The 25,005-nt window shown below is 48.8% G+C and carries 22 protein-coding genes; 20 read left to right on the forward strand and 2 right to left on the reverse strand.

What is annotated here, in order from left to right; genetic code table 11:
• Window positions 1-2: 2 nt before the first annotated feature.
• The 4 genes from gcvPA (at window position 3) to G9U52_RS26980 (ending at window position 5,187) form a co-directional block, all read left to right on the forward strand.
• Entirely contained in the window at window positions 3-1,358 is a 1,356-nt protein-coding gene (gcvPA, locus tag G9U52_RS26965) for an aminomethyl-transferring glycine dehydrogenase subunit GcvPA (RefSeq protein WP_166153768.1), read from the forward strand.
• Window positions 1,355-2,920 (forward strand): aminomethyl-transferring glycine dehydrogenase subunit GcvPB, encoded by a 1,566-nt coding sequence (gcvPB, locus tag G9U52_RS26970; RefSeq protein WP_166153769.1) that lies wholly within the window; start codon window positions 1,355-1,357, stop codon window positions 2,918-2,920. The genes gcvPA and gcvPB overlap by 4 nt, the downstream gene beginning before the upstream one ends.
• 223 nt (window positions 2,921-3,143) lie before the next feature.
• Window positions 3,144-4,052, forward strand: a complete 909-nt coding sequence (locus G9U52_RS26975) for a 5'-3' exonuclease (protein ID WP_166153770.1) — start codon at window positions 3,144-3,146, stop codon at window positions 4,050-4,052.
• Between the two features lie 22 nt (window positions 4,053-4,074).
• Window positions 4,075-5,187, forward strand: a complete 1,113-nt coding sequence (locus G9U52_RS26980; RefSeq protein ID WP_166153771.1) for a DNA alkylation repair protein — start codon at window positions 4,075-4,077, stop codon at window positions 5,185-5,187.
• Window positions 5,188-5,359: 172 nt separating this feature from the next.
• Here the strand turns inward: G9U52_RS26980 and G9U52_RS26985 are convergent, their stop codons facing one another.
• Window positions 5,360-6,172, reverse strand: a complete 813-nt coding sequence (locus tag G9U52_RS26985; RefSeq protein WP_166153772.1) for a DUF975 family protein — start codon at window positions 6,170-6,172, stop codon at window positions 5,360-5,362.
• A 231-nt stretch (window positions 6,173-6,403) separates the two neighbouring features.
• Between G9U52_RS26985 and G9U52_RS26990 the strand changes: the two genes are divergently transcribed.
• The 5 genes from G9U52_RS26990 to G9U52_RS27010 all read left to right on the forward strand — a co-directional run bounded on the left by G9U52_RS26990 (window position 6,404) and on the right by G9U52_RS27010 (window position 11,598).
• Window positions 6,404-7,621: an MFS transporter gene (locus G9U52_RS26990; protein ID WP_207953219.1), complete on the forward strand. Its 1,218-nt coding sequence runs from the start codon at window positions 6,404-6,406 to the stop codon at window positions 7,619-7,621.
• Window positions 7,608-7,790, forward strand: a complete 183-nt coding sequence (locus G9U52_RS26995) for a hypothetical protein (protein ID WP_207953220.1) — start codon at window positions 7,608-7,610, stop codon at window positions 7,788-7,790. Before G9U52_RS26990 ends, G9U52_RS26995 begins: the two co-directional genes overlap by 14 nt.
• 210 nt (window positions 7,791-8,000) lie before the next feature.
• Window positions 8,001-9,095: a GntR family transcriptional regulator gene (locus G9U52_RS27000; protein WP_166153775.1), complete on the forward strand. Its 1,095-nt coding sequence runs from the start codon at window positions 8,001-8,003 to the stop codon at window positions 9,093-9,095.
• Window positions 9,096-9,206: 111 nt separating this feature from the next.
• A complete protein-coding gene (gene araD / locus G9U52_RS27005) occupies window positions 9,207-9,902 on the forward strand; it encodes an L-ribulose-5-phosphate 4-epimerase (RefSeq protein ID WP_166153776.1) in 696 nt (231 codons plus the stop codon).
• Between the two features lie 25 nt (window positions 9,903-9,927).
• The gene (locus tag G9U52_RS27010; RefSeq protein ID WP_166153777.1) at window positions 9,928-11,598 is read left to right on the forward strand and encodes a ribulokinase; all 1,671 of its coding nucleotides are present in this window, start codon (window positions 9,928-9,930) and stop codon (window positions 11,596-11,598) included.
• On the opposite strand, the gene G9U52_RS27015 is transcribed toward G9U52_RS27010, so the two are convergent.
• A complete protein-coding gene (locus G9U52_RS27015) occupies window positions 11,591-11,875 on the reverse strand; it encodes a hypothetical protein (protein WP_166153778.1) in 285 nt (94 codons plus the stop codon). The two genes, G9U52_RS27010 and G9U52_RS27015, sit on opposite strands and share 8 nt — an antisense overlap.
• 71 nt (window positions 11,876-11,946) lie before the next feature.
• On the opposite strand from G9U52_RS27015, the gene araA reads away from it, so the two are divergent.
• The 11 genes from araA to G9U52_RS27070 all read left to right on the forward strand — a co-directional run bounded on the left by araA (window position 11,947) and on the right by G9U52_RS27070 (window position 24,954).
• Entirely contained in the window at window positions 11,947-13,437 is a 1,491-nt protein-coding gene (gene araA, locus G9U52_RS27020) for an L-arabinose isomerase (RefSeq protein ID WP_166153779.1), read from the forward strand.
• A 405-nt stretch (window positions 13,438-13,842) separates the two neighbouring features.
• Window positions 13,843-15,303 carry an aldehyde dehydrogenase family protein gene (locus tag G9U52_RS27025; protein ID WP_166153780.1) on the forward strand — a complete coding sequence of 487 codons (1,461 nt, stop codon included), beginning with the start codon at window positions 13,843-13,845 and terminating at the stop codon, window positions 15,301-15,303.
• A gap of 31 nt (window positions 15,304-15,334) precedes the next feature.
• Entirely contained in the window at window positions 15,335-16,321 is a 987-nt protein-coding gene (locus tag G9U52_RS27030) for a hydroxyacid dehydrogenase (protein WP_166153781.1), read from the forward strand.
• A complete protein-coding gene (locus G9U52_RS27035) occupies window positions 16,318-17,379 on the forward strand; it encodes an Ldh family oxidoreductase (RefSeq protein WP_166153782.1) in 1,062 nt (353 codons plus the stop codon). Before G9U52_RS27030 ends, G9U52_RS27035 begins: the two co-directional genes overlap by 4 nt.
• A gap of 20 nt (window positions 17,380-17,399) precedes the next feature.
• A complete protein-coding gene (locus G9U52_RS27040) occupies window positions 17,400-18,326 on the forward strand; it encodes a dihydrodipicolinate synthase family protein (protein ID WP_166153783.1) in 927 nt (308 codons plus the stop codon).
• Window positions 18,327-18,520: 194 nt separating this feature from the next.
• Window positions 18,521-19,597: a lactonase family protein gene (locus G9U52_RS27045; protein ID WP_166153784.1), complete on the forward strand. Its 1,077-nt coding sequence runs from the start codon at window positions 18,521-18,523 to the stop codon at window positions 19,595-19,597.
• A 157-nt stretch (window positions 19,598-19,754) separates the two neighbouring features.
• Complete coding sequence (locus G9U52_RS27050; RefSeq protein WP_166153785.1) at window positions 19,755-20,087, forward strand: hypothetical protein; 333 nt, start codon at window positions 19,755-19,757, stop codon at window positions 20,085-20,087.
• A 579-nt stretch (window positions 20,088-20,666) separates the two neighbouring features.
• Window positions 20,667-21,332, forward strand: coding sequence for a GntR family transcriptional regulator (locus tag G9U52_RS27055; protein WP_166153786.1), 666 nt, complete (start codon window positions 20,667-20,669; stop codon window positions 21,330-21,332).
• Between the two features lie 23 nt (window positions 21,333-21,355).
• A complete protein-coding gene (locus tag G9U52_RS27060) occupies window positions 21,356-22,294 on the forward strand; it encodes a dihydrodipicolinate synthase family protein (protein WP_243767581.1) in 939 nt (312 codons plus the stop codon).
• Window positions 22,295-22,320: 26 nt separating this feature from the next.
• Window positions 22,321-23,487, forward strand: coding sequence for a mandelate racemase/muconate lactonizing enzyme family protein (locus G9U52_RS27065; RefSeq protein WP_166153788.1), 1,167 nt, complete (start codon window positions 22,321-22,323; stop codon window positions 23,485-23,487).
• 264 nt (window positions 23,488-23,751) lie between these two features.
• On the forward strand, window positions 23,752-24,954 hold the full coding sequence (locus G9U52_RS27070) for an MFS transporter (protein WP_166153789.1): 1,203 nt from the start codon (window positions 23,752-23,754) through the stop codon (window positions 24,952-24,954).
• The last annotated feature ends 51 nt before the right edge of the window (window positions 24,955-25,005 follow it).

Below are 25,005 nucleotides of genomic sequence, written 5' to 3' on the forward strand. Positions count from 1 at the left end.
TTGTGAAGCACCGCTATTTGCCAATGACGGAGCAAGACCAAGCTGAGATGTTCGAGACCATTGGCATTTCAACGATTGAAGAGCTGTTCAGTGATATTCCCGCGTCTGTACGTTTTCAGGGACGGCTTGATGTGTCCGAAGCGTTGGATGAGCATGAAATGTTAAAGCATATGCGCAAGCTGGCAGGGAAAAATGCCGATTTCGACAATTATACAAGCTTTCTGGGAGCTGGCATTTACGACCACCACCTTCCGGTTGTAATTAACCATGTCATTTCGCGTTCTGAATTCTATACCGCCTATACCCCGTACCAACCGGAGATTAGCCAAGGCGAGCTGCAGGCGATTTTTGAATTTCAATCGTACATATGCGAGTTGACAGGCATGGCAGTTGCCAACGCCAGTATGTATGATGGTGCAACTGCCTTGGCAGAAGCGGGTGCGCTGGCTTCAGGAGCTACAAAGCGCAAGCAGCTAGTCGTCTCCCGTGCGATCCATCCAGAAGCGCGACAAATTGTCGCAGCGACAGCGAAGGGCTTGAACCTGGAAATTATCGAGGTGGGCACTCGCAATGGATTGACTGATCTGGAGGAGCTAGCCTCCCTTGTTACTAACAAGACGGCAGCCGTGTTGATCCAATCGCCGAATTTCTATGGCTGCATCGAGGACTTGGGTGCTATCGATCCAATCGCGCATGGAGCGGGAGCTTTGTTCGTCGTTAGCAGCAATCCGCTTTCGCTTGGAATGCTTGAGCCTCCCGGCAAGCTGGGAGCAGACATCGTCGTTGGCGATGCACAGCCGTTTGGCATCCCCGCTTCACTGGGCGGACCAACCTGCGGTTACTTCGCCGTGTCCACTACATGGATGCGCCGGATGCCTGGACGTGTTGTCGGGCAAACGGTTGATCGTGATGGCAAGCGCGGCTTCGTGCTGACGCTGCAAACGAGAGAGCAGCATATCCGCCGCGAGAAGGCGACCTCGAATATTTGCTCGAATCAAGCATTGCTTGCGCTGTGCGCAGCTGTCTATATTTCTACCCTGGGCAAGCAAGGGATTCAAGAGGTCGCAGACCTGAACATCCAGAAGGCGCATTATGCAGCTGACGTGTTAGGCCGTGTACCTGGTGTATCCGTCTTGTTCCCGCAAACGCCATTTTTCAATGAATTTATTATCAAATTGCCGGAAGCCACTCCGGTTGCAGCGCTGAATGAGAAGCTGTTACAAGCAGGCTTTATTGGAGGCTACGACTTGGGCAGGGATGACGCAGCGCTCTCAGGACATATGCTTATTGCTGTAACTGAACGCAGAACCAAAGTAGAGATCGACGAATTTGCCCAACAATTGGAGGCAGCCCTATGAATGAATCAACAGCATCTAATGTACAAACTGGACAAGCTGCACCAATCGGGCTATCCGAGCAAACCGGACAGCTTGGACCTTTGAATCAGCAAGACGTAGTTGTGGTCAAGCATGACAAAGCCTTGATTTTTGAAATGACCAAGCCAGGCCGTGTCGGCTATTCCTTGCCAGCCTGCGATGTACCACGCACTGCTGTGGATAAGCTGATTCCTGAGCATCTATTACGCACGAAAGCGGCAGAATTGCCTGAAGTCTATGAAGTCGATGTAATCCGCCATTACACGGCGCTATCACGCAGAAATTTCGGGATCGACAATGGTTTTTATCCACTTGGCTCCTGCACGATGAAATATAACCCGAAAATTAATGAAGATGTCGCCCGCTTTGCCGGCTTCGCCAAAATCCATCCATACCAGCCTGAATCTTCGATTCAAGGGGCGATGGAGCTGTTATATACCTTGCAAAATGATCTTGCCGCGATAACCGGCATGGATCAAGTGACGCTGCAGCCCGCAGCAGGTGCCCATGGTGAATGGACGGGATTGATGATGATCCGTGCTTACCATGAAAGCCGCAATGATCTAAGCCGCACCAAGGTTATCGTTCCCGATTCCTCGCATGGAACGAACCCTGCGAGTGCGACGGTAGCTGGCTTTGAGACGATTACGATTCCATCGAATGATAAAGGGCTTGTTGATCTTGAAGCGCTGCGCAAGGTGGTCGGGCCGGATACAGCGGCGCTGATGCTGACCAATCCGAACACGCTTGGCTTGTTCGAGGAGCAGATCGTCGAAGTGGCCGCCATTGTCCACGAGGCCGGTGGCCTGCTCTATTACGATGGAGCCAACTCCAACGCGATTATGGGTATCACCCGTCCGGGTGATATGGGCTTTGACGTTGTGCATCTGAATTTGCACAAAACGATGAGCACACCGCATGGTGGCGGCGGTCCAGGCGCAGGTCCGGTCGGCGTTAAGAAACGCCTGATCCCGTTCCTGCCCAAGCCAATCGTTGCCAAGGCTGAGGACGGCACGTACTATTTCGATTATGACAGACCGGAATCAATCGGCCGGGTCAAAGCCTTTTACGGCAACTTCGGTATCCTGGTTCGTGCGTACACCTATATTCGCACCTACGGTCCGGAAGGCTTACGCCGTGTATCCGAATGTGCGGTGCTCAATGCCAACTATATGCTGCGCCGCCTTGCCCCTTATTACGACGCACCATTCGACCGCATTTGTAAGCATGAATTCGTGCTGTCAGGCCGCGGCTTGAAGAAATATAATGTACGCACGCTGGATGTGGCCAAACGCTTGCTCGACTTCGGCTACCATCCGCCAACGATTTACTTCCCGTTGAACGTGGAGGAATGCATCATGATCGAGCCGACCGAAACGGAAAGCAAAGAAACGCTGGACGGCTTTATCGATACGATGATCCAAATCGCTAAGGAAGCGGCCGAGACACCGGAGCTTTTGCATAATGCTCCTTACAACACGGATGTCCGCCGTCTTGACGAAACGCTTGCGGCGCGTAAGCCCGTGCTGAATTGCAATTGCTAAAACGCTAAACCTGTAGAGATCTGCCTCAAACCTTTGCGGGTTTGGGGCTTTTTTGTGGCTCACCGCCGAAATCAGTGCTTGACGATCTCGGATTGCAAGGATAATTAGAAGCCGAAGCGTTCACTTTGCCTAGCTAAATCTGGTACAATAGTTAATAGTGTTTACTAGTTGTTCAAATTACTAGATTACTAGATTACTAGATTGAAGCGAAGCGGGTGACAGCATGGAAACCAATCATAACAATCATAAAGTGTTAATTGTCGACGGAATGGCGCTGCTATTCAGAGCTTTTTATGCAACCTCCTACACGGGTTATATTCGCAAAACGAGCGCCGGTGTTCCCACCAATGCGATTTATGGCTTTATTCAATATTTATTTGATGCGGTGCACACCTTCGAACCCACTCATGTGGTATGCTGCTGGGATTTGGGCGGGACGACGATCCGTGCCGAGCTGTATGATTCCTATAAAGCCAACAGAAAGGCTCCACCAGAGGAGCTGATTCCCCAATTTGAGCTTGTTAAAGAAGTAGTTGCAGAAATGGGCATCCTTAATATTGGGTTACAAGGCTACGAAGCTGATGATTGTATTGGAACATTGGCGACAGCAATCAGCAAGGAAGCGCATGTATATATACTAACTGGAGACCATGATATGCTGCAGCTGATCTCGGAGCGAATCCATGTGGTTATTATGAAAAAAGGCAAGCTGAACTACTTGACCTACGATTTGCAAATGTTATGGGACGAGAAGCAGCTGCAGCCTTACCAAATCATTGAGTTAAAAAGCTTTATGGGCGATACAAGCGATAATTATCCTGGGGTCAAAGGGATCGGTGAAAAAATCGCCTTAAAGCTCCTTCTTGAATACCAGTCCGTTGAAGGTGTGCTGGAAAATCTGGATAAGCTGCCGAAGAGTGTGCGAACCAAGATTGAAGCGAATTTGGACATGCTGCATCTTTCACGAGATTTAGCGACGATTAGAGTGGATCTTCCCATTACATGCGGGCTGGATGAATGTATTTGGAACATACGCAAAGAATTAGCGACCAAGAAATTTGAGGAGCTGGAGTTTGGTGGGCTGGTCAAGCTTTTGGAGGATAAGATTGAAGATCCTTTCCTTGTAATCTAATAGACGGCAGAGGAGATTAATGATGGCAGAGCCTTTAAAAGCTATGTATAATGAAAAGTTTTTGCTTGGCTTTGGTATGAAGGTGCAGGCTGTTTATAGCCCCTTCAATATCGAAGGCTTCGTCGCCGAAGCGATGGACGGCACCTGGAACGAGCTGGAACTGAAAGCGCGGATGCGGCGAATAACGGTGACGCTTGGCAAGTATTTGCCTGCCAGTTATGAAGAAGCGCTGGCAGTGATGTTTAAGCTCGACGAGGCCTGCACAGGGTTTCCGTACCTGTTCTTTCCTGATTTTGTCGAGGTGTTCGGACAAGCGGAGGAGCATTGGGCGCTGTCTATGGAAGCGCTAGAGCGTTTCACCCAGAGGTCATCCGCTGAGTTTGCCGTAAGGCCATTCCTGCTGCGCGAGCCGGAGCGGATGATGCAGCAGATGCAGTCCTGGGCGAAGCATCCGAACGAGCATGTTCGGCGGCTTGCCAGCGAGGGCTGCCGGCCACGGCTGCCATGGGGGCAGTCGCTTCCGATGTTCAAGCTGGACCCGGCTCCCGTGCTGCCCGTGCTGGAGCAGCTAAAGGCTGATCCATCGCTTTATGTGCGCAAAAGTGTCGCGAATAATCTCAACGACATCGCCAAGGATCACCCTGCGCTTGTGCTTGATACGGCGCGGCGCTGGAAAGGCGTGGGGCCTCATACCGACTGGATCGTGCGGCATGCCTGCCGCTCCTTGATCCGCAAGGGTTATCCCGAGGTGATGGCGTTGTTCGGCTACGCGGAGCCAGCCGATGATGCGTCGCTTACGACCTTCGCCTCCTTGGCGGTGGAGCCGCTTGCGCTCTCGATCGGTGAGAGCTGCGAGCTGCGCTACGAGCTTCATATCGAAGAAGGAGAACCCGTGCGTATTCGCATCGAATATGGGATCGACTTCATAAAAGCCGGAGGGCGTACATCGCGCAAAGCGTTCTTGCTCTCCGACAAAACCGTGCCCGGCGGGGCACAGCTTACGGGAAAGCGGACGCATCGCTGGGCGGACCTCACGACCCGCCGCCATTATCCGGGTGAGCACCGGATTGCCCTGCTGGTGAATGGGCGCGAGGCCGCTTTTGTGATGATGAAGCTTGAGGCAGCAGACCGTTAAGGGCTACCAGCCATAGTAACAATCTATAGTAACAATCCATAGGCATAGAAATAAGGCTACCCAGAATACAAGGGTAGCCTTATTTCTATATTTCAATAATTCGCTTGCGAGCCACCTACAATGGGGACTTATTCGTTGAGGGACATCAATGTATCAGTTGAAGCTACCCTATTTACTGGGGATCCAGCCCAAATTCTTCATAGGTGCAATCGCCTTTATCCAGCGCACTTTGCCGCAAAACCAAATACAGCTCAGCCTTGGTAGCATTATCATAAGGCATAACGAATAAAATGCCGATGAAGAGGGCGATGAAGCCTAATAAATACCATCCGATAAAAGACAAATCCAATACCCACATCCGGAATTTTTGGCCTGCTGTCATTCGATTGCTTAATTCAAGTGCACGTTTGTAGCCGATGTTTGCATTATCCGCCAAAATATAAGGCACCATCCGGTAAGCATAGGATTTTACAATACCCGGGATGATCAGCAGCAGGAACCAAAGGAAATTAATGAAATCCTTCCATAGCATCGACTTCACAATTGCCAAATATTTCGTTTTGCGAAATCCGTATTCAATATCGTTGAGATTGTTATCGTTCTGCGCGGTTCTTACAAAGTAACGTCTGCTGCCCACCTCGAGCGGGTAACACAGGAAAATACGGAATGAAAAGACAAGAGCGAAAATGATAAAACATATAAGCGCGATAATGAAAACGACGAGGAAGAAATATGGGCTTTCAATAGCTTCACCGAACACATCCATAAAGGTGCTTGGCCAGGTATTGCTGCGGTAGGAGCTGCTGCCGCGGGATTCCCATAAATCCGGATCAAACACATTTCCTATAGGGGTAGGAATAGTGCCGCCGCCGCCTGTGCCATTTCCTCCGACAAAGCCGATGATCAGGCTAACCAGAAAAGCTTTCCAATACGTTAGTCTCAACACATTTTTCGCTCTTGTTTTTAATTCCCTACGAGTCCACATGTCCATCATCCTTTCAAAAAAATTAAAATGTATATAAATAGGGATTACTTGAACTGGCATGAACCGGATCTGCCTAGCTAAGTATAAGGACATTCCTACAAAATGGAAAGTAACTCGCTATGAATCCGCTTACGTGAAGCAGGTAAAATAAAATATGGAAAACAAGTCTTGCACGTTTTGTAAAATGAGTTATGATGTCATGAGGAATAATTATTGCTTATGGTTTTATAGATGAAGGAGATGGAAAATTTGCGCATCGCGGCCTCTATCCGCAAAGTGCTGATCATGAATGCAGCATCAACGATTATCTTTAACTATATTGGGATTTTCGTTAATTTATTTATTTGGGAGAAGAACCACAGCATTTTTGACGTCACTTGGTTTAACTTAATTATGTTCATTACTTGGAGCCTTGCTTTTGCAGGTGGCTCACGTTTATTAACCAAATATACAACACGGCTGCTGATCAGGGTGACGGCTGGTTGTGGTGCGATCACCTTTCTGCTGCTTACCTTGCTCACGTTGGACAACCGGCTGCTGTGGATTGCGATTATAGCCGTGCCTGTTGGAATTATGTGGGGCTTTTATGCCGCTTCGCAAAATATTACCTTGTCCGCGATCGGCAAGGGTGGCGATTTTGAAGGTTATTTCTCCTATGCGACCATTATCGGGCAGACTGTATCAATTATCAATCCGGTTGTATTTGCTTTCATTATTAAGTGGATTGGCTACTCCGGTTCCTTTATTCTGATGTTTGTGTTCATTACCATTTTAATGGTAGTTTCGTTCTTCATATCCCCTATTACCTTGGCAGGGGAGAAAAAGCCGCTATTCCAGCAAATGCGATTCTCGACCGTATTCTCCTATCCGGCGATCCGCTGGATGGTTCCGTCCTGTTTGGCAGCAGGTGTGGTTCTGCAATTTCAAGGGTTATTTGCCATCATTTTCACCTTTTCGGTGTCGAGTGATAAGCTCGTTATTGCTCTATTAAATGTGCTATATGCCGTATCTTCAATTATGGCGATGATCTTGCATCGGAAAATGACAATCCGTAGCGGTATCTGGTTAAAGGTAGGCATGATTGCAATTTCGGTTGGTTTCTTGGTGGCATTATTCCAGCATTCGGTATTTCTCGTTATTTCCAATATATTAACAACGATTGGATTGTTTTACTTCGGTACGGTTTGGAACAGCGGGCAGTTCCGCATTATTAGCCGTCATACCTCGATTGAACAAGCGAGGATTTTGCTCTGGCGGGAATGGTTTTTGAACGTTTCGCGTATCGGAATGCTTATTCTTATCCTATTTGTTAAAGATCTGCAAGGGGTCTCGTTCCTTGTATTGCTTGGTTTCTCCTTAATTTGTGCTTTTCTGGTTCCTTTGTTCTCACAAAAAAGCGAGGATGCACTGGCAGTGGAAGCGGATAATGAGAAGCTTGAAGCAAGATAAGGCAACAAAAGAATCGGTTCATGCGTTTGATCGGGAAGTGAAGGAAAACACGAACCGTCTTGAAATCAAGCTGGATGATCATATCCTGGATGCTCGGGGCGATATCCGTTATCTCAACCATCGAATTGCTGATGCCGAGCTGGAGCTTAAAATATTAAAAAATCGCTAGCAATGAAACAACGTATGCATATATAAAGCTCTTACTCCGCTTCAGGAGAAGAGCTTTTATTTATTTTTCCCAAGATGTTAGGATCGATAAGGTGAGCCTAGAGACATTTGTCTGGATAAATGGTACGTACAAAAGTATAATAGAGCTAATGAAAATAACAATCTGGACATACAATGTGGTATATGAAATATAGAACAGCAGAGGTGTAAGATGAGCACAAAGCCTGTACCTAAATATATACAGCTTAAGCAGGAAATTATGGGTTGGCTTCAGGGCTCACGAATTTTGCCCAATGAACGGATGCCAACCGAGCATGAAATCGCCGAGCAATTTAAAATGAGCCGGCAGACGGTACGGCAGGCGCTTGGTGAATTAGAACAGGAGGGATGGCTGTACCGTGTTCAGGGCAGCGGCACCTATGTAGCCGAGGCAGCCCCTAAGTCAGAGCGGGAAATTCAGACGATCGGCGTCCTCACGACTTATATTTCCGACTATATCTTTCCGTCGATTGTCCGTGGAGCGGAAAGTATATTCAGGGCCAAGGGCTATCGGATGCTGCTTTCGAGCACGGACAATGATAAAGCGAGAGAGCGGGAAAGCTTGCAAATGCTGCTGGCTCATCCTTTGGCCGGCATTATTATTGAACCGACAAGAAGCGCTGAGGGTAACCCCAACCTTGATTTTTATTTATCATTGGAGTATCGAAATATTCCCTTCCTGATGATCAATGAGCGGTATATGGAAATGGACTGCCCCTGTATCAAAATGGATGATGAAGCCGGTGGTTTCAAGGCTGTAGACCATTTAGTGGCGCTTGGCCATCGGCGAATCGCCGGTTTTTTCAAGATGGATGATTTGCAGGGTGTGAACCGAATGAAAGGCTTTATTCGAGCGCATCATGAGCGGCAAATACCGCTTTTGCCAGATGCTGTGATCCATTATGTGACCGAGGAAAAATATACGAAGCCTTATGAAGCAGCCCTCACACTGCTAGCTAAGGAGCAGGATCGCCCAACCGCCTTTGTTTGCTATAACGATGAATTGGCGGTGCAATTGATTGCTGCGATTCGTGAATCCGGTCTTACCGTTCCGGGCGACATCTCTGTTGTGGGCTATGATGATTCAACATTGGCAACAGCTATGGAGGTTAAGCTGACAACTTTGGCACATCCAAAGCTGGACCTGGGCATCCAAGCAGCCGAAACGATTATCGATATGATCGAGCACAAAGGTGAATATGCAACAGAACGGACGAAGATTTTGGTGCCGGAGCTTATTATTAGAGAATCAACTAGATCCATCTAAAATTAAGAGTGGAAAATTTGTACGTACAAATGTATAATGGCGATAGACAAAAATACTTCACTAGAGGCTAGACAAAACAAAGGCACTTCTAAATGGAAGGTGATGAAATGGTTGTTAAAAAAGCTGAAAAAGGAAGTTCTGCAGGCAAACCTTGATTTGCCCAAATACGGCCTTGTTACATTTACATGGGGCAATGTTAGCGGGATCGACAGGGAAAGCGGACTTGTTGTCATTAAACCAAGCGGCGTTCCTTATGATGAATTAAAGATCGATGACCTGGTGGTTGTAGATTTGCAGGGCCAAATTATCGAAGGCAGCCTTCGCCCTTCCTCGGATACACCAACACATTTGGCCTTATATCGCGATTTTGCGGACATCGGCGGCATCGTCCATACGCATTCACCATGGGCAACAAGCTGGGCGCAAGCGGGTAGGCCCATTCCGGCGCTAGGTACTACGCAGGCCGATTATTTTTATGGTGAAGTGCCTTGCACGCGAGCAATGAAGAAGGAAGAAATTGAAGGCGCTTACGAGCTGGAAACCGGCAACGTTATTATTGAAACCTTCCATAGCCTGAACCTGTCTCCTAAGCAAATTCCGGGTGTGCTGGTCAATTGCCATGCACCGTTTGCATGGGGCAAGGATGCCCATGATGCCGTTCATAATGCGGTCGTGCTTGAGGAAGTAGCGAAGATGGCTTACCATACGTATCAATTAAATCCGCAGGTAGCCCCTATGGACCAAGTGCTGCTGGACCGCCATTTTTTAAGAAAGCATGGAGTTAACGCTTATTACGGGCAACAATAAAGCATAATTTAAGGAGGCTAGCAAATTGGGCAAGAAATATGCAATCGGTGTGGATTATGGCACGGAGTCTGGACGTGCGGTGCTGGTAGATTTAAGCGACGGAACAGAGCTTGCGGACCATGTAACGCCATATCCGCACAATGTCATTGACGAGCAGCTGCCGGAATCCGGCATCAAGCTGGAGATGGATTGGGCATTGCAGCATCCGGCGGATTATATTACCGTGCTGCAGCGCTCGATACCTGCTGTCCTTAAGGAATCGGGCATTGATCCGGCAGATGTGATCGGGCTGGGTATTGATTTTACAGCATGCACGATGCTGCCAGTAGATGAAAATGGCCGACCTTTATGCTTCAACCCCGAGCTCAAAGACCAGCCCCATAGCTGGTTGAAGCTGTGGAAGCATCACGCGGCACAGGATGAAGCGAATTTGCTGAACCAAATAGCGGAGCAGCGTGGAGAAGCGTTCCTGCCACGGTATGGCGGCAAAATATCGTCCGAATGGATGATCGCAAAAATATGGCAAATTTTAAATGAAGCGCCGGACATTTATGAACGGACAGACCTGTTCCTTGAAGCGACAGATTGGGTTATCGCCCAAATGACAGGGAATACGATCCGTAACAGCTGCACAGCAGGGTACAAATCGATCTGGCATAAACAAGATGGCTACCCGAGCCGCGAGTTTTTTAAAGCGCTGGACCCGCGTCTTGAGTTGCTGACCGATACGAAGCTGCGCGGTGAAGTAGCCCCTCTGGGTACAAAAGCTGGCGGACTGACCGAAGCGATGGCAGCGCTGACAGGCTTGAAGGCCGGCACGGCTGTAGCCGTGGGCAATGTGGATGCACATGCGGCAGTACCAGCAGTTGGCGTTGTCACTCCAGGCAAGCTCGTCATGGCGATGGGCACATCCATTTGCCATATGCTGCTTGGCGCTGAGGAGAAGCAGGTTGAAGGCATGTGTGGTGTTGTCGAAGATGGAATTATCCCAGGCTACATGGGCTATGAGGCAGGTCAATCCGCAGTTGGCGATATCTTCGCCTGGTATGTAGAGCAAGGCGTTCCCGCTTACGTTGAGGAAGCCGCTAATAAGGAAGGCCTCTCCGTCCACGAATGGCTGGAGCACAAAGCTTCCGCTTATGTCCCCGGACAAACGGGTTTGCTCGCTTTAGATTGGTGGAACGGCAACCGTTCCGTGTTGGTCGATACCGACCTAACAGGCCTGCTCGTCGGCTACACATTGCTCACGAAGCCCGAGGAAATTTACCGTGCGCTGCTTGAATCCACGGCCTACGGTACACGCAAAATCGTCGACGCCTTCCACAACAACGGTGTCGAAGTTCAAGAGCTATACGCCTGCGGGGGCTTACCACAAAAAAATAAGCTGCTCATGCAGATTTACGCGGATGTAACCAACCGCGAAATCAAAATCGCAGCTTCCAAGCAAACACCAGCGCTTGGCGCTGCCATGTTCGGCGCCGTTGCCGCTGGCGCCGCAAACGGCGGCTACGACAACATCGTCGAAGCCGCCCAGCAAATGGCTCGCATCCGCGAGGAAACGTTCAAGCCCATCCCCGCGAATGTCGAAGTCTACGAAAAGCTGTATCAAGAATACAGCAAGCTCCACGACTATTTCGGCCGGGGCGCCAACGACGTCATGAAACGTCTAAAAGCAATCAAAGAAGAAATCATATAGACGGCTTTACATTGCGCTCTTGCTGGTCTTGCCCTTGGTCTTGCCCTTGGTCTTGCCCTTGGTCTTGCCCTTGGGCAATGTTCCGCAGGAACGAGCCTGCCCTTAAGCAGCTTTTCACGAACTCAACCCAAGCGTGTCCCGCAGGGACGAAAGCGACCCGAACACACAAAACCCACCACCCAGCACCCATCCACCCAAAGCCAAGCGTGTCCCGTAGGGACGAAAGCGCCCCGAGAACACCCCAGCCGCCGCAAACAGCAGGGAGTCCAGAGGGCAACGCCCTTTGGGGCCCTCCCTAGAGGGAGGGTTTGGGAGGGTGAAAAAGGTAAAAAGGAGATTAACCCATCCATGTTAACTATAAACCCCTATGAATTTTGGTTCGTAACCGGAAGCCAACACCTATACGGCCCTGAAACGCTGCTCGAGGTTGAGCAGCATTCGCGCCAAATTACAGAAGGGCTCGACCGGGATCCTGCGATTCCTTTCAAAATCGTGTTCAAAAGCGTCCTAACCACACCCGACGCTATCCTCAAGCTTTGTATCGAAGCCAACGCCGATGCAACCTGCGCGGGCATTATAACTTGGATGCATACCTTCTCACCAGCGAAAATGTGGATAGCAGGCTTAACCGAATTGCGCAAGCCGCTGCTGCACCTGCACACCCAATACAACCGCGATATCCCATGGGATACGATTGATATGGATTTTATGAATACGAACCAATCTGCGCATGGTGACCGTGAGTATGGTTTTATCGGCACACGTATGGGAATTATCCGTAAAGTAGTCGTTGGTTACTGGGAGGAAGCCCAGGTTCGCGAACGGATTGGTGGCTGGATGCGTACAGCGGTCGCTGTGATTGAAAGTCGCAATTTGAAGCTGGCACGCTTTGGCGATAACATGCGCCATGTAGCCGTAACTGAAGGGGATAAAGTAGAGGCACAAATTAAATTCGGTTGGTCAATTAATGGTTTCGGAGTGGGCGATTTGGCGCAACGGATTAATGACGTTTCCACGGCTCAAATCCATACATTGTTCGATGAATACACGGAGCTGTACGACATTTCTGCTGAAGGGCGTGCGCCTGGGGCTTTGAAGGATTCAATATTGGAGCAAGCACGGATTGAGCTTGGGATGAAGGCATTTTTGCAGGAGGGCGGCTTTAGCGCCTTTACGACCAGCTTTGAAGATTTGCACGGCATCAAGCAGCTTCCGGGGCTTGCCGTCCAACGGCTAATGAGCGAAGGCTACGGCTTTGGTGGCGAAGGCGATTGGAAAACGGCCGCTCTAACACGCATGATGAAAATTATTGCCGGTAACGAGGGCACTTCGTTCATGGAGGATTACACCTACCATTTCGAGCTGGGAAATGAGCTGGTGCTGGGCTCGCATATGCTTGAGGTTTGCCCTACGATTGCGGCAACCCGTCCCAAGATTGAGGTGCATCCGCTCTCCATTGGCGGTAAAGCCGATCCGGCACGATTGACTTTTGATGGCCGTGCCGGTGCAGCCGTGAATGCATCTTTGGTGGATATGGGCGGAAGATTTCGCCTCATCATTAGCCAAGTGGATGCAGTCGCGCCGCAGCAAACGATGCCTAAGCTGCCAGTAGCCAGGGTGCTTTGGAAATCCCAGCCATCGCTGCAAGAAGCAGCAGAGGCCTGGATTTTTGCAGGGGGAGCGCATCATACGGTATTCTCTTACGTTGTAACAGTCGATCAGCTGTTGGATTGGGCAGAAATGACAGGAATCGAAAGTGTCATCATTAACAACGATACGACACTGCGTGGCTTCCGTAACGAGCTAAGATGGAATGAGCTGTACTGGCGTCTACGTTAGATTTTGAATCGCTTATGCATCGCAACATGATAGGTAGGAAGAACAAAAAAAGGTTGGGCAGAAACTAATTCTGCTCGGCCTTTTTTGCTTTTCGCCCAGGCAGATATGGCGGGGATTTGCGAGAAGTGTCGTCGTAGTCCTACATTGCGGAGGCTTTGTGTAGCCGTTGGATATAACGGATCATTCTTTTGGCTGGTTTGATAAGTATGGTCCTACTGAAAGGAATGATAACGTTTTATTGTTTTATCGTTTGTTTCCTTGATTTTACTCATTTTTTTAATGATGGTAATAGGTTTAATCAGTACTATTGCCTGTCATGGTATCGCTTGGTACCATTACGCCATATAAACGCTTTACAGCCCGATACGGTAAAGTGAGAAAGTAATCCCAGGGGAGGGCAAGTACATGCTTACAAGTATTATCGACAGAACCGCATATATTGACGGAAGTTGGGTCGAACCCGGCAGCCGAGCAATGAAGGAGCATTACAGTCCGATCCATTCAGATAGGTTGGTAGGCCGGAGCATTCAATTGAACGAAGCCGATGTGGATCTTGCCGTGCAGGGTGCGAAGCAAGCACTCCCGCAATGGACGGGGTTCGGGAGTGCGCAAAGAGCATCCTATTTGTTCAAGGCCGCGCAAAAAATCGAGGATAACCTAGAGGAGCTGGCTCAGCTGCTTACAGCAGAAATGGGCAAGCCGATCGGCGAAGCAAGAGGCGAAGTGAACCGTGCAGTTGTGCTGTTTCGCTATTACGCGGGTGAAGGCCTACGCAGCATTGGTGAGGTAATACCTTCAACAGATGGGATTTCCCACTTATATACCACCCGCGTTCCACTCGGGATTGTCGGACTGATCACACCATGGAACTTCCCGGTAGCCATACCCGTTTGGAAAATGGCTCCAGCCTTAATCTATGGCAACACGGTCATATGGAAGGCGGCGGAACATTCAACCATCACGGCAGCTCGTTTGATGCAGCTGCTTAATGAGAGCGGCTTGCCGCAAGGCGTCGTGCAGCTAGTCAGCGGCTCGGGGTCGGTTGTCGGACAGCGCATTCTTGAGCATCCGGATATTACGGGCATCTCGTTTACCGGCTCCGATGCAGTTGGCAAAACCGTCGCCAAGGCCGCATCCTCCCGGCATGCCAAGTACCAGTTAGAGATGGGCGGCAAAAACGCGAGCGTTGTTCTGGCGGATGCCGACCTGGACAAGGCAGCCGATGTGATCATCAGCGCGGCTATGCGTTCCGCTGGGCAAAAATGCACGGCAACCAGCCGGGTCATCGTAGAGAAATCCGTAAGAGAGAGGTTGACCTCTTTACTTGTGGAAAAAGCAAAAAGTATTAAGCTTTCTGACCCTCGCGAGAACGATTGCTATATTGGACCTGTTGTATCGAAGAAACAGTACGAAGCCATTTTGGAAGCGATTAATAACGGTATTGCGCAAGGAGCGAGGCTTCTCACCGGGGGAAAAGCGTTGGTCGCAGGCGATTATGCAAAAGGCTACTACATCGAGCCGACTCTGCTCGACCAAGTTGATCCGCAATCCGAGCTTGCCCAGGAGGAAGTGTTCGGACCTGTGCTTGTCATTCTAGAAGCGTCTGGTCTCGATCATGCGATAGAGCTGGCCAACAATGTCCGATACGGATTGGCTGCCGCTATTTTTACGAAGAACCAAGCCCATATTCATCGTTTCGTCAGCCTAGTGGAGGCAGGATTGATCAAGGTCAACGGGGAGACAGCAGGTGTAGAACCGCAGGCTCCTTTTGGAGGCATGAAGCAGTCCAGCTCGTATTCGCGCGAGCAGGGCAGGGCAGCGATTGAATTTTATACACAAGTTAAAACGGTAGTTATTACTCCATAATTTAATGATCAACGGGCGGAGGGGAAAGCCGATGGAACGTTTTAAAGTTTTGGTTATGCAACATATTCACGCCGATGGGTTGGCCGTCTTGCGAAACGGGAACTGCGATTATGTGATTCCCGAGCGTTTAGATGACAGGGCGGCAATTGCCGAGCTTGCCAGAGAAGCGGATGCGATCCTTGTCAGGACGGCTGTTATCGACCGTGAGCTGATTGAAAGCATCTCCAACTTAAAAGTCATCGCCCGCCATGGTGCGGGTGTTGACAATATAGACGCGAAGGCTGCAGCAGAGCGTGGCATTTATGTATGCAACACGCCGTATGCCAACTCGAATTCCGTCGCGGAGCATGCCGTAGGAATGATGATCGCGATTTCGCATCAAATGTTTAAAGGCGACATCGCATTGCGCAAAGGCGATTTCGAAGCAAGAAACCGATATATCGGAACCGAGCTGCATGGCAAAACGCTTGGTATTATTGGTCTCGGCAACATTGGCAGAAGAGTTGCACGAAAATGTGCGCTCGGCATGGAAATGAACGTTATCGCCTATGACCCTTTTATTACCGGAGATTCTGGCATAGATGATGTCCGAATGGTCGATTCGGTACATAAGCTGGTGTCGGAATCGGACTTTGTATCGCTGCACATTCCGTATGTGCCTGACTTGCATCACATCATCGACCGAGCAACGTTGGCTCTAATGAAAAAGAGCTCGTTCCTCATCAACTGCGCCAGAGGCGGTTTGGTGGACGAAGATGCACTGTATGAAGCGCTCAAAGCAGGGCAGATCGCGGGCGCAGCGATGGATGTGTTCGAGCAGGAGCCTCCTCCCTCACAGCATCCGCTGTGGGAGCTGGATAACATTATTGTGACGCCGCATATGTCAGCACATACCGATGATGCAATGATCGCAATGGCGGTTGGCGCTGCCGAGGAAATCGTGCGCATTTTGCATAATGAACCGCCTATATCCTGTACAAACAAAAATTTGATGAAAAGCCTAGAGGTGCAGCCATGAGTAATGTTATTGACCAAGTCGTCCAAGTCGACGCTTTAAGAAAGTATTGTACCGACGTGTTCGCCAAATCACTCCCTTGGCAGGAAGCTGCTGTTATTGCAGATAATTTGGTTGACGCCGATTTGTTGGGTGTGGAATCACATGGCGTATCCCGTGTGCCCGGCTATTTAAAAAGAATGGAGCAGGGATTGATCGAGCGGAGCACGAACATCTCCTTAATCACGGAGACACCAACAACAGCCATGTACGATGCCGGCAACGGCTGGGGCCAAGTAGCGGGCGTGAAGGCTATGGAAGCGGCTATCGCCAAAGCGAAAACCTACGGTACCGCATTCGTGGGCGTGAACAACTCCAACCATTTCGGTACGTGCTCTTATTACACACGGATGGCAGCAGCCGAGGGGTGTATCGGAATCGCGATGACGAACAGCTCGGCGATGATGGTACCTTTTGGAGCACTTGAAGCTTCGCTAGGAACGAACCCGCTTTCATTTGCCATCCCTACAGGAAAAGGCAAGGATCCGGTTGTGCTGGATATGGCGACAAGTAACGTGGCAAGAGGTAAGATTATCGTAGCCAAAACAAAAGGCATTGCAATTCCTGAAGGCTGGGCTGTAACCAAAGACGGCGAGCCGACTACGGACCCGATTGCCGCATTGGAGGGCTTCTTGCTTCCTATGGGCTCTAAAGGCTCTGGTCTGGGCATTATGGTTGATATTTTATCGGGCGTATTAACCGGTTCTTTGTTTGGCAAGCGAGTACCCCGTATGTATGACGATCCGGAGCCTCAAAATATTGGGCATTTCTTTGGTGTCATCCGTGTCGATGCGTTTATGAAGCAGGAAGAATTCTACCAGCGCATGCAGGAAAAGATCGACGAAACCGTCAATAGCAAGCCGGCTAAAGGCTTCGAGCGTGTCTATATGCCAGGTGAGATTGAAACGTTGAAAATGAAAAAGCAGCTAGCCGAAGGCATTGCCTTATCACCGGCGATTTTCCGCGAGCTGGAGCAAACGGGTAAGCATTACGGTGTTGATATCCATGATTACATTCGATAATAGAGAGGAATAACATCATTATGGATTATGCAGAATTCAGCAAAAAGCTTGAAACCATAACAGCTATCAATATTACTCCTTTTGACGAGGTTACCCGTGAAATTGATTGGAAAGGCCTGGAGACCAACATTGAGTACCTGATCGCCAACGGCTGTAAAGTCATCGTGCCATGTGGTAATACTAGCGAGTTTTACGCGCTTACACTGGATGAGGCTAAAGCGGAAACGAAGCGGGTAGTCGAGATTGTCAATAAACGCGCCATCGTTATGGCTGGAGTAGGCTATTCGGCTGAGACGGCGATCGAGCTGGGCAAATACGCCCAAGAGGTGGGGGCGGATTGCGTGATGATCCACCAACCGATCCATCCGTACATCACAACTCCCGGTGCGCTTTCCTACTACCGCAAAGTTATCGAAGCATTGGATATTCCGTCGATCCTTTATTTGAAGGAGGCTAACGTCTCGGACGATATTTTAATGACTTTGGCTGCTCTGGACAAATGTGTCGGCGTGAAATATGCCATTAATGATTTGCCGCGTTTTTCCACAACAATCCGCAAAGTCCCTAAAGAATTTAACATCGCGTGGATCTGCGGTACGGCCGAGAAATGGGCGCCTTATTTCTACAATGCTGGAGCCAAAGGATTTACTTCCGGCCTGGTGAATGTGTACCCGGAGAAGTCCTATGCGATGCTGGAAGCTCTGCAGGCTGGCGATTGGACTACGGTGTGGGAAGTGTGGGCTGAGGTGCTGCCTTTTGAAAATCTGCGCGCCAGATATAATGCCGGTAATAACGTCGTGATCGTAAAGGAAGCGATGGAACAGCTGGGACTGCGTGCGGGCGCACCTCGCGAACCGGTAGATCCGCTAAGCGATGTGGAAAAGAAAGAAGTTACCGCTATGCTGCAAAAATGGGGCAAGCTCCCGGCTGCAATAGCAAGACCATGATTCCTTAGCTCCACAATCCGGCTTCTTTAGCCTACATGGATAAGTCTGTAAGCCTCGGTACCACACTAGCTGTGGCTGCCGAGGCTTTTTATTATGGAAAATCGCTAACTATGGCTAAGGCTAAGTAGGAAATGTAGGCTGTAATAGGTTACAATAGTATATGTGAAATTAATATTTGAAATGGAGTGAGTCACTTGGAAAACTCGAAATATGTGGTTTATTTTGGATCCTATACGGACAAAGAATTGCCAGGAATTTATTCTTACCTATTTGACGAGGACAGCGAGGACGTGGATTTTATAGAGTCCATTTCCGGTCTGCAGGACCCTACCTTTATTAAAATTAGCGAAGCCCATAACATGCTATATTCCTTCACGCAATCCTATGAAGGGCTTTCTGAAGCAGCAGCGGCTTCCTACCGTATTGACCCAGCTACAGGCAAGCTGGCTTTTGTCCAGCAGGAATTAAGTGCGGATAAAGCCGCTACACATATTAATACGGATCATGCTGAGCGGTTTTTGTTGACTGTAAGCTATGGAGGCGGCACCATTTCTTTATTCCCGATCCTGAGTGATGGCACCATTGGAGAGCTCGTTGGCAAAATGCAGCATAGCGGTGGAAGCGGTGTAGTGCCGCAGCGCCAGGAAAGCCCGCATCCCCATTCAGTTTACACTGACCCGTCAGATCAATTCGTCATTGTACCCGATCTTGGATTGGACAAGGTTATGGTCTACCGTCTGGATCGGCTGGAAGCAAAGCTGGTGCTGCATGATGAGGTGTCTGTAGCTCCGGGAGCAGGTCCAAGGCATTTTGCCTTTCATCCAAATGGGAGCTATGCTTATGTTATTGAAGAGCTTAGCTCAACAATTACGGTATTCTCTTATGACCGTGTGAATGGCAAGCTTCAATCGCTTCAAACCGTCAATACGCTGCCAGCGGATTATACGGGTACCAGCTCTACGGCAGAGGTACAAGTATCCCCTTGCGGCGGTTACCTGTACGGCTCGAATCGTGGACATGACAGCATTGTCGTATTTTCGATCGATCCGCTTAGTGGTATGCTAACTTTGGTCCAGCATATTTCTACCTCGGGCAAGCACCCAAGGCACTTCAGCTTGACGCCAAGCGGAAGGTTCTTGCTGGCCGCGAATAAGGATTCCGATTCCGTCTATTGGTTCCGGGTAGATAAAGAAACCGGTCAGCTTGAAGAAACAGGGCGGCAAATTGTGATTCCACAGCCGACCTGCGTGAGATTTTATAAGCTTCCATAAATTTTATATACCGCCAAGCCTTCTCCTAAAGCATTCGTCCATCACAATGTTTGACCATATTCATCCCATGGACCAAGACTGTAAAGTTCCAGTTTTGGTCTGTTTTTGTTGTTACGCTTGCCATGAAATGAAGATGTTAAAAAAGGGGCGACACATTATGATTAAAAGGGTCTTGCCATACACAGGATTAAGGGTGATTCCAACCAGCCCAGCTTCGATGCAGGTTATCGTTGAGCCTGGGAGCCTTAGTACAGGCTCTAAAATCATTACACTCTCTGATCCCTGCCAAATCAGCATCCATCCGGTTGGACAGAGACCGTACACGAAGCAGGTGTACCAGATTAAAGGGCTTGGCATGAAATCTCCATGGGGATGGAATGGCGAGAGCATTCGGGGAAGTGGCGGCAGCCCTTACCAGCGAATGGTTCCTGGCTCTTTAAAGGTTTATTCGAAGGATTTACCAATAAAGATATATTCGGGATTAAGTTGACTAATACCCTCTAGCGAAAAAGTTTAAAGCCAAGCTTCTCATAGTAAAGCGACATCCGTGAACCGCCCCATTATGAAATAAATAGGAGAATGTTTTTGTACCCATTCCATGCTGCTCGGCAAGCTTCTGAAGATTTAACGGTTCCATATAGTTATTGTGAATGTATATTCTAGCCTGCTCGATTATTTCTTTGCTCCTGCCGTTCAGTCGGTTGAGACAACACATGAAAGTTTCATAGAGAACCTTATCGAACAAAAAACCTGTCGGGATCAATGCTATATTGCCTGGTGCGTAGAAGGAGTCATAGAGCTGTCGGAGAAGCTCGGTTATTTTCGGATTTGTACCAGGCTCAATCCCATAATGAGAATGAGTAAAGGAGGCATTGAATATTCATTTAGCACGTCGAGTTGTATTTTGCTACAAAGTAGATATAGGAAAATCGAAGTATCCCCGCAGCTTTAATAGAAGGAGCCTTTTTTGTAGTGGATATAAAAATCATTGACGGATGTTTATTTTTACTCTAAAATCTGATATATCAGATATCAAATACAAGACAGAAAGAAGGTGGAGTCACCTGACATGACAGATGCAAATATCATTCTCACCAAGTCCATTCGCGATGCCGTCTATGAAAAGCTTAAAGATGCGATTTTGTCGGAGCAATATAAGCCCGGCCATCATTTAAAGGAACGTGAATTAGCCAAGCTGTATGGAATCAGCACAACTCCACTCAAGGAAGCACTTCGCCGTCTGGAGCAAGAAGGTCTCGTTACTACCAGTGCAAGGCGCGGCACTTTCGTTTCTACGGACATCATGAACTCCATCGAAGAAATTAACTGGGCCCGTTCGGCATTGGAGGGAGTTGCCGCAAGGCTGGCGGCTTTGAAAATTTCAGATGCTGAAATTAGCCAGCTTACTGGGGTTGTCGAGCAGATGAGAGTGTTCACCGAGCAAAAGAATGCGGAGAAGCTGCTTATCCTTAATGGAGATTACCATAAGCTGATCCGTACCTTCGCCAAAAATAATTATATCGTGCAGCAGATTGAAGCGATCCATTCGTTTGACCGCTCCTTTCGGCAAAAGGCTTTATCCCATGAAGAGGAGCTAGAGCGGGGCTTTCAAGAGCATGCGAATATTTACCGGAATATTTGTGCAAGAGACGCTGATGGAGCCGAGCAGGCAATGATCTCGCACATACGTCGTACGATTGTTTTTGTCAAAAGCAGCACCGAGCAATCCCTCTAAGCAAATATTCAAGATTAATAAACATGATTCAACATTTAAAGAAAAAGGTGGTAGAATCCATGGTTGACTCCATTCAATCCAAGCTTAAAGGAATTAACGCGATCAATGTTACCCCATTCAACGACCAGCTTGAAATCGACTGGGATTCCTTGAAGAAGAATGTGGAATTTTTGTTGGAAAGAGGCATTGAGGCGATCTATCCCTGCGGAAATACAGGTGAGTTTTATGCATTAACTGTGGAGGAAGCCAAGCAGGTCACACGCTTTGTTACGGAAACGATAGGCAAACGGAGCCTAAGCATTGCAGGTGTTGGATACGATGCAAGGACTGCCAGTGAGCTGGCGGAGAACGCAGAAAAGGCTGGTGCAGACGGTATTATGGTTCACCAGCCGGTGCATCCTTACATACTGCCAGCCGGTATGATAGCCTACTATAAGCAAATTGCTTCGTCAACCTCATTACCGATGGTCTTGTACATCCGTAGCGAGCAGGTCACACATGAGGTGCTTGCAGAGGTGTCGGAGCTGCCAAATGTGGTAGCTGTGAAGTATGCGGTCAACCATCCACCCTCTTTTCGCAAAGCCGTAGAGGCCGTCAAAAAGGATATTGTGTGGATTTGCGGTACTGCTGAAACGTGGGCGCCCACCTTTTATGCAGCAGGGGCTGAAGGCTTTACCTCCGGTATGGTCAATGTCGATACGAAGCGTTCATTTGCGATGTTGGAAGCGCTACAATCAGGCAATTATCCGCAAGCGATGGCGGTTTGGAACGATGTGCTGCCGTTTGAGGAATTGCGCGAAGCGAACAAGAACGGCAACAACGTAAGCGTGGTAAAAGAAGCGATGTACCAGCTTGGGCTCATTTCCAGTAGTGCTGTAAGGCCGCCGATTGCGCTTTTGCAGCAGCACGAGAAGCAGCGGGTATCTGAAATTTTGAAGGCTTGGGGTTTAACCCATCATTAAAAATTTTTTTTGAGGAGCTCATTTAGATGAAAATTTCTGAAATTCGTTTAACGGTCGTGGGTATACCCCGGTCGACAGGATTTGTAAGCAAGCATGTGATTGTGGAGCTGGACACAGACGAAGGCCTGACGGGTATTGGCGAAATGTCGGATTTCTCGCATCTTCCACATTATGCCGTAGATGTTTTTGACTTGAAGCATTCCCTGGAAGATATCCTGCTTGGCAAAAATCCATTTGATATCTCATTAATTAATAAAGAGCTGACGGCCAACTTTCCGGAAGCCAATTTTTATTATGAAAAAGGTAACTTTATTCGTAACGGCGTTGATGCAGCCTTACATGATTTGTGTGCAAAGGCTTTGAATATTTCCGTTGCTGATCTCATTGGCGGTCGCATTCAAGAGAAGATCAAGGTATGCTTCCCGATCTTCAGGCATCGTTTTATGGAAGAGGTTGAAGAAAACTTGGCGGTCGTTCGTACTCGGTTGGCTCAAGGCTTCGACACGTACCGTTTATATGTTGGCAAAAATCTCGATGCGGATGAAGCTTTTCTTGATGGTGTGAAAAGTGAATTCGGCTCCAAGGTGACGATCAAGTCATTGGATTTTAGCCATTTGCTGGATTGGAAGTCAGCACTTCAAGCGACTAAGCGTTTATCCAAATATGAGTTCCAGATGGTCGAAAGCCCAGCCGTGCAGAATGACTTCGACGGTCTGCACCATTTCCGCATCAAAGCTGACCATCCGGTTAGTGAGCATGTATGGAGCTTCCGCCAGCAGTATGAAATGATCCGTCATGATTCTGTTGATATTTTTAATATTTCCCCGATTTTTATCGGTGGTATTACGAGTGCAAGGAAAGCTGCGGCTGCGGCAGAAGTGGCTGGCAAAGGCTGCCTGATGGGCACGACGCAGGAATTATCGATCGGTACGGCTGCGATGGCCCACTTGGGAAGCTCCTTAGTAAATCTGAACTACACCTCAGATCCAACCGGACCTGAATTGTACATTGCCGACATCGTCAAAAATCCCGTCAAATACGAAAACGGTTACTTACTGGTACCAGGACGCGACCGTCCAGGCTTAGGTATGGAGCTTGATTGGAATTTAATCGAGCAATATCGTGTGAAGGATCTGAGCTGGGGACAAGTTTCTGTGCACCAGCTACAGGACCGGACAACACAGACGAAGTAGTAGCCAAAAGGTACTAGCCAGAAGGTAACTACTACTACAGAAGAAAGAAGTATGCACGGAGCAAGGTATAGAAATGAGGCGAAAGCTTTATTTTTATACCCTGCTCCGTTTTAATTCGATGTTCCCCCTCGATTATTTGTAGTCCAGGTAGGAGCAGGTGGAGATCGTGAATTAATATTATCTTTAAAGCCGCTAACGATACTGGTATTATGTATGGTATTAGTTTGAACATTCCAACAATTCTAACCTATTGGAGGTGAGAGAATGGAGCCTTGGAAAAGGACCATGTGGATTTTATGGGTATCTGTATTGCTGTGCAGCTCTAGCTATACGATGTCGGTTCCTTTTTTGCCCCTCTTTTTATTGGATCTGGGAGTCGATCAGGGGAGCGTGAATTTGTGGGCGGGAATTGTCCATTCTTCTGCATTTCTGGTTGGAGCGATTATGGCTCCGTTCTGGGGAGGGCTGGCAGATAAGTACGGCAAGCGGAAGATGGTCATCCGTGCAGGGTTAAGTATTGCGGTGATTTATTGCTGTTTGGCTATCGTGCAAAACCAGTGGCAATTAATCGGCGTCAGAATGCTGCATGGCTTCGTAGGTGGTTTCGTACCCGCATCAATGGCCATTGTCGCCTCGACGGCACCGGAGAAGGAAATGGGCTGGAGCCTTGGCATGATGCAAGCAGCGACGCTGTCTGGGGGCATCCTCGGACCTCTGTTTGGCGGAGTGCTGGCAGAATGGTTCGGGCTGCGCTCATCTTTCGTGGTGGCTTCAGCCATTATCTTTTTGGCGACTGTTGCTGTTTTTTTATGGGTAGATGAGGGAACCTCCGCTAAAGAGCCAACCAAGGAAAAAGCCAAGACAGGCATTCTCCAAACCTGGCGGGAGGCAGCTACCAACCGCAATCTGCTCTTTTTGTTATTGCTATTGTTCATTTTTCAGCTGTCGGTTAATATGGTTCAACCGTTGCTTACCTTACATATTGCTGGATTGCAGGGGAAGCTGGAGGGGGCTGTGCTGGCATCCGGTATCGTCTTTTCCATTATTGGCATCGCTGGCATCCTCGCATCGCCATTTTGGGGGAAAATTGGGCAAACGTATAGCTATTCGATTATTTTATGTATTTGCCTAATGTGTGCGGGCGGAGTCATTTCGACCCAATATTTTGTCCAGCAGCTCTGGTTATTTACGATTGTGCAGTTTATTTTTGGCTTCTTTATGGCGGGAGTCAGCCCCTCGGTGAATACCATGGTGATCAACAGTACAGATAAAGACTTTCGGGGCAGATCCTTCGGCTTAACGACCAGTGCGAACCAGTTCGGAGCTATGGCGGGTCCCTTAATAGGCGGGGTGCTGGGGCTTAAGCTTAGCATTCATTGGGTATTCGTGGTAAGTGGCCTGATCTTAATCGGCACAGGTGCTCTTGTCTTGTCGCGCGCGCGCAAGCAGGTGCGGTCAACCTCTTAGCTTCTTTTTGGCAGCCTCTCTGCATAAGCTGTACGGAGAGTCTAGGGGGTG

Origin of the sequence: Paenibacillus agricola, from assembly GCF_011440305.1 — a bacterium.
In the GTDB taxonomy this organism is placed as follows: domain Bacteria; phylum Bacillota; class Bacilli; order Paenibacillales; family NBRC-103111; genus Paenibacillus_S; species Paenibacillus_S agricola.

What these genes read in the sequence shown, in the direction of transcription:
- gcvPB (WP_166153769.1), top strand. Translation starts at nt 1,355, where the DNA reads ATGAATGAATCAACAGCATCTAATGTACAAACTGGACAAGCTGCACCA.
- G9U52_RS26975 (WP_166153770.1), top strand. Translation starts at nt 3,144, where the DNA reads ATGGAAACCAATCATAACAATCATAAAGTGTTAATTGTCGACGGAATG.
- G9U52_RS26980 (WP_166153771.1), top strand. Translation starts at nt 4,075, where the DNA reads ATGGCAGAGCCTTTAAAAGCTATGTATAATGAAAAGTTTTTGCTTGGC.
- G9U52_RS26985 (WP_166153772.1), bottom strand. Translation starts at nt 6,172, where the DNA reads ATGTGGACTCGTAGGGAATTAAAAACAAGAGCGAAAAATGTGTTGAGA.
- G9U52_RS26990 (WP_207953219.1), top strand. Translation starts at nt 6,404, where the DNA reads ATGAAGGAGATGGAAAATTTGCGCATCGCGGCCTCTATCCGCAAAGTG.
- G9U52_RS27000 (WP_166153775.1), top strand. Translation starts at nt 8,001, where the DNA reads ATGAGCACAAAGCCTGTACCTAAATATATACAGCTTAAGCAGGAAATT.
- araA (WP_166153779.1), top strand. Translation starts at nt 11,947, where the DNA reads ATGTTAACTATAAACCCCTATGAATTTTGGTTCGTAACCGGAAGCCAA.
- G9U52_RS27025 (WP_166153780.1), top strand. Translation starts at nt 13,843, where the DNA reads ATGCTTACAAGTATTATCGACAGAACCGCATATATTGACGGAAGTTGG.
- G9U52_RS27030 (WP_166153781.1), top strand. Translation starts at nt 15,335, where the DNA reads ATGGAACGTTTTAAAGTTTTGGTTATGCAACATATTCACGCCGATGGG.
- G9U52_RS27035 (WP_166153782.1), top strand. Translation starts at nt 16,318, where the DNA reads ATGAGTAATGTTATTGACCAAGTCGTCCAAGTCGACGCTTTAAGAAAG.
- G9U52_RS27040 (WP_166153783.1), top strand. Translation starts at nt 17,400, where the DNA reads ATGGATTATGCAGAATTCAGCAAAAAGCTTGAAACCATAACAGCTATC.
- G9U52_RS27050 (WP_166153785.1), top strand. Translation starts at nt 19,755, where the DNA reads ATGATTAAAAGGGTCTTGCCATACACAGGATTAAGGGTGATTCCAACC.
- G9U52_RS27055 (WP_166153786.1), top strand. Translation starts at nt 20,667, where the DNA reads ATGACAGATGCAAATATCATTCTCACCAAGTCCATTCGCGATGCCGTC.
- G9U52_RS27060 (WP_243767581.1), top strand. Translation starts at nt 21,356, where the DNA reads ATGATTCAACATTTAAAGAAAAAGGTGGTAGAATCCATGGTTGACTCC.
- G9U52_RS27065 (WP_166153788.1), top strand. Translation starts at nt 22,321, where the DNA reads ATGAAAATTTCTGAAATTCGTTTAACGGTCGTGGGTATACCCCGGTCG.
- G9U52_RS27070 (WP_166153789.1), top strand. Translation starts at nt 23,752, where the DNA reads ATGGAGCCTTGGAAAAGGACCATGTGGATTTTATGGGTATCTGTATTG.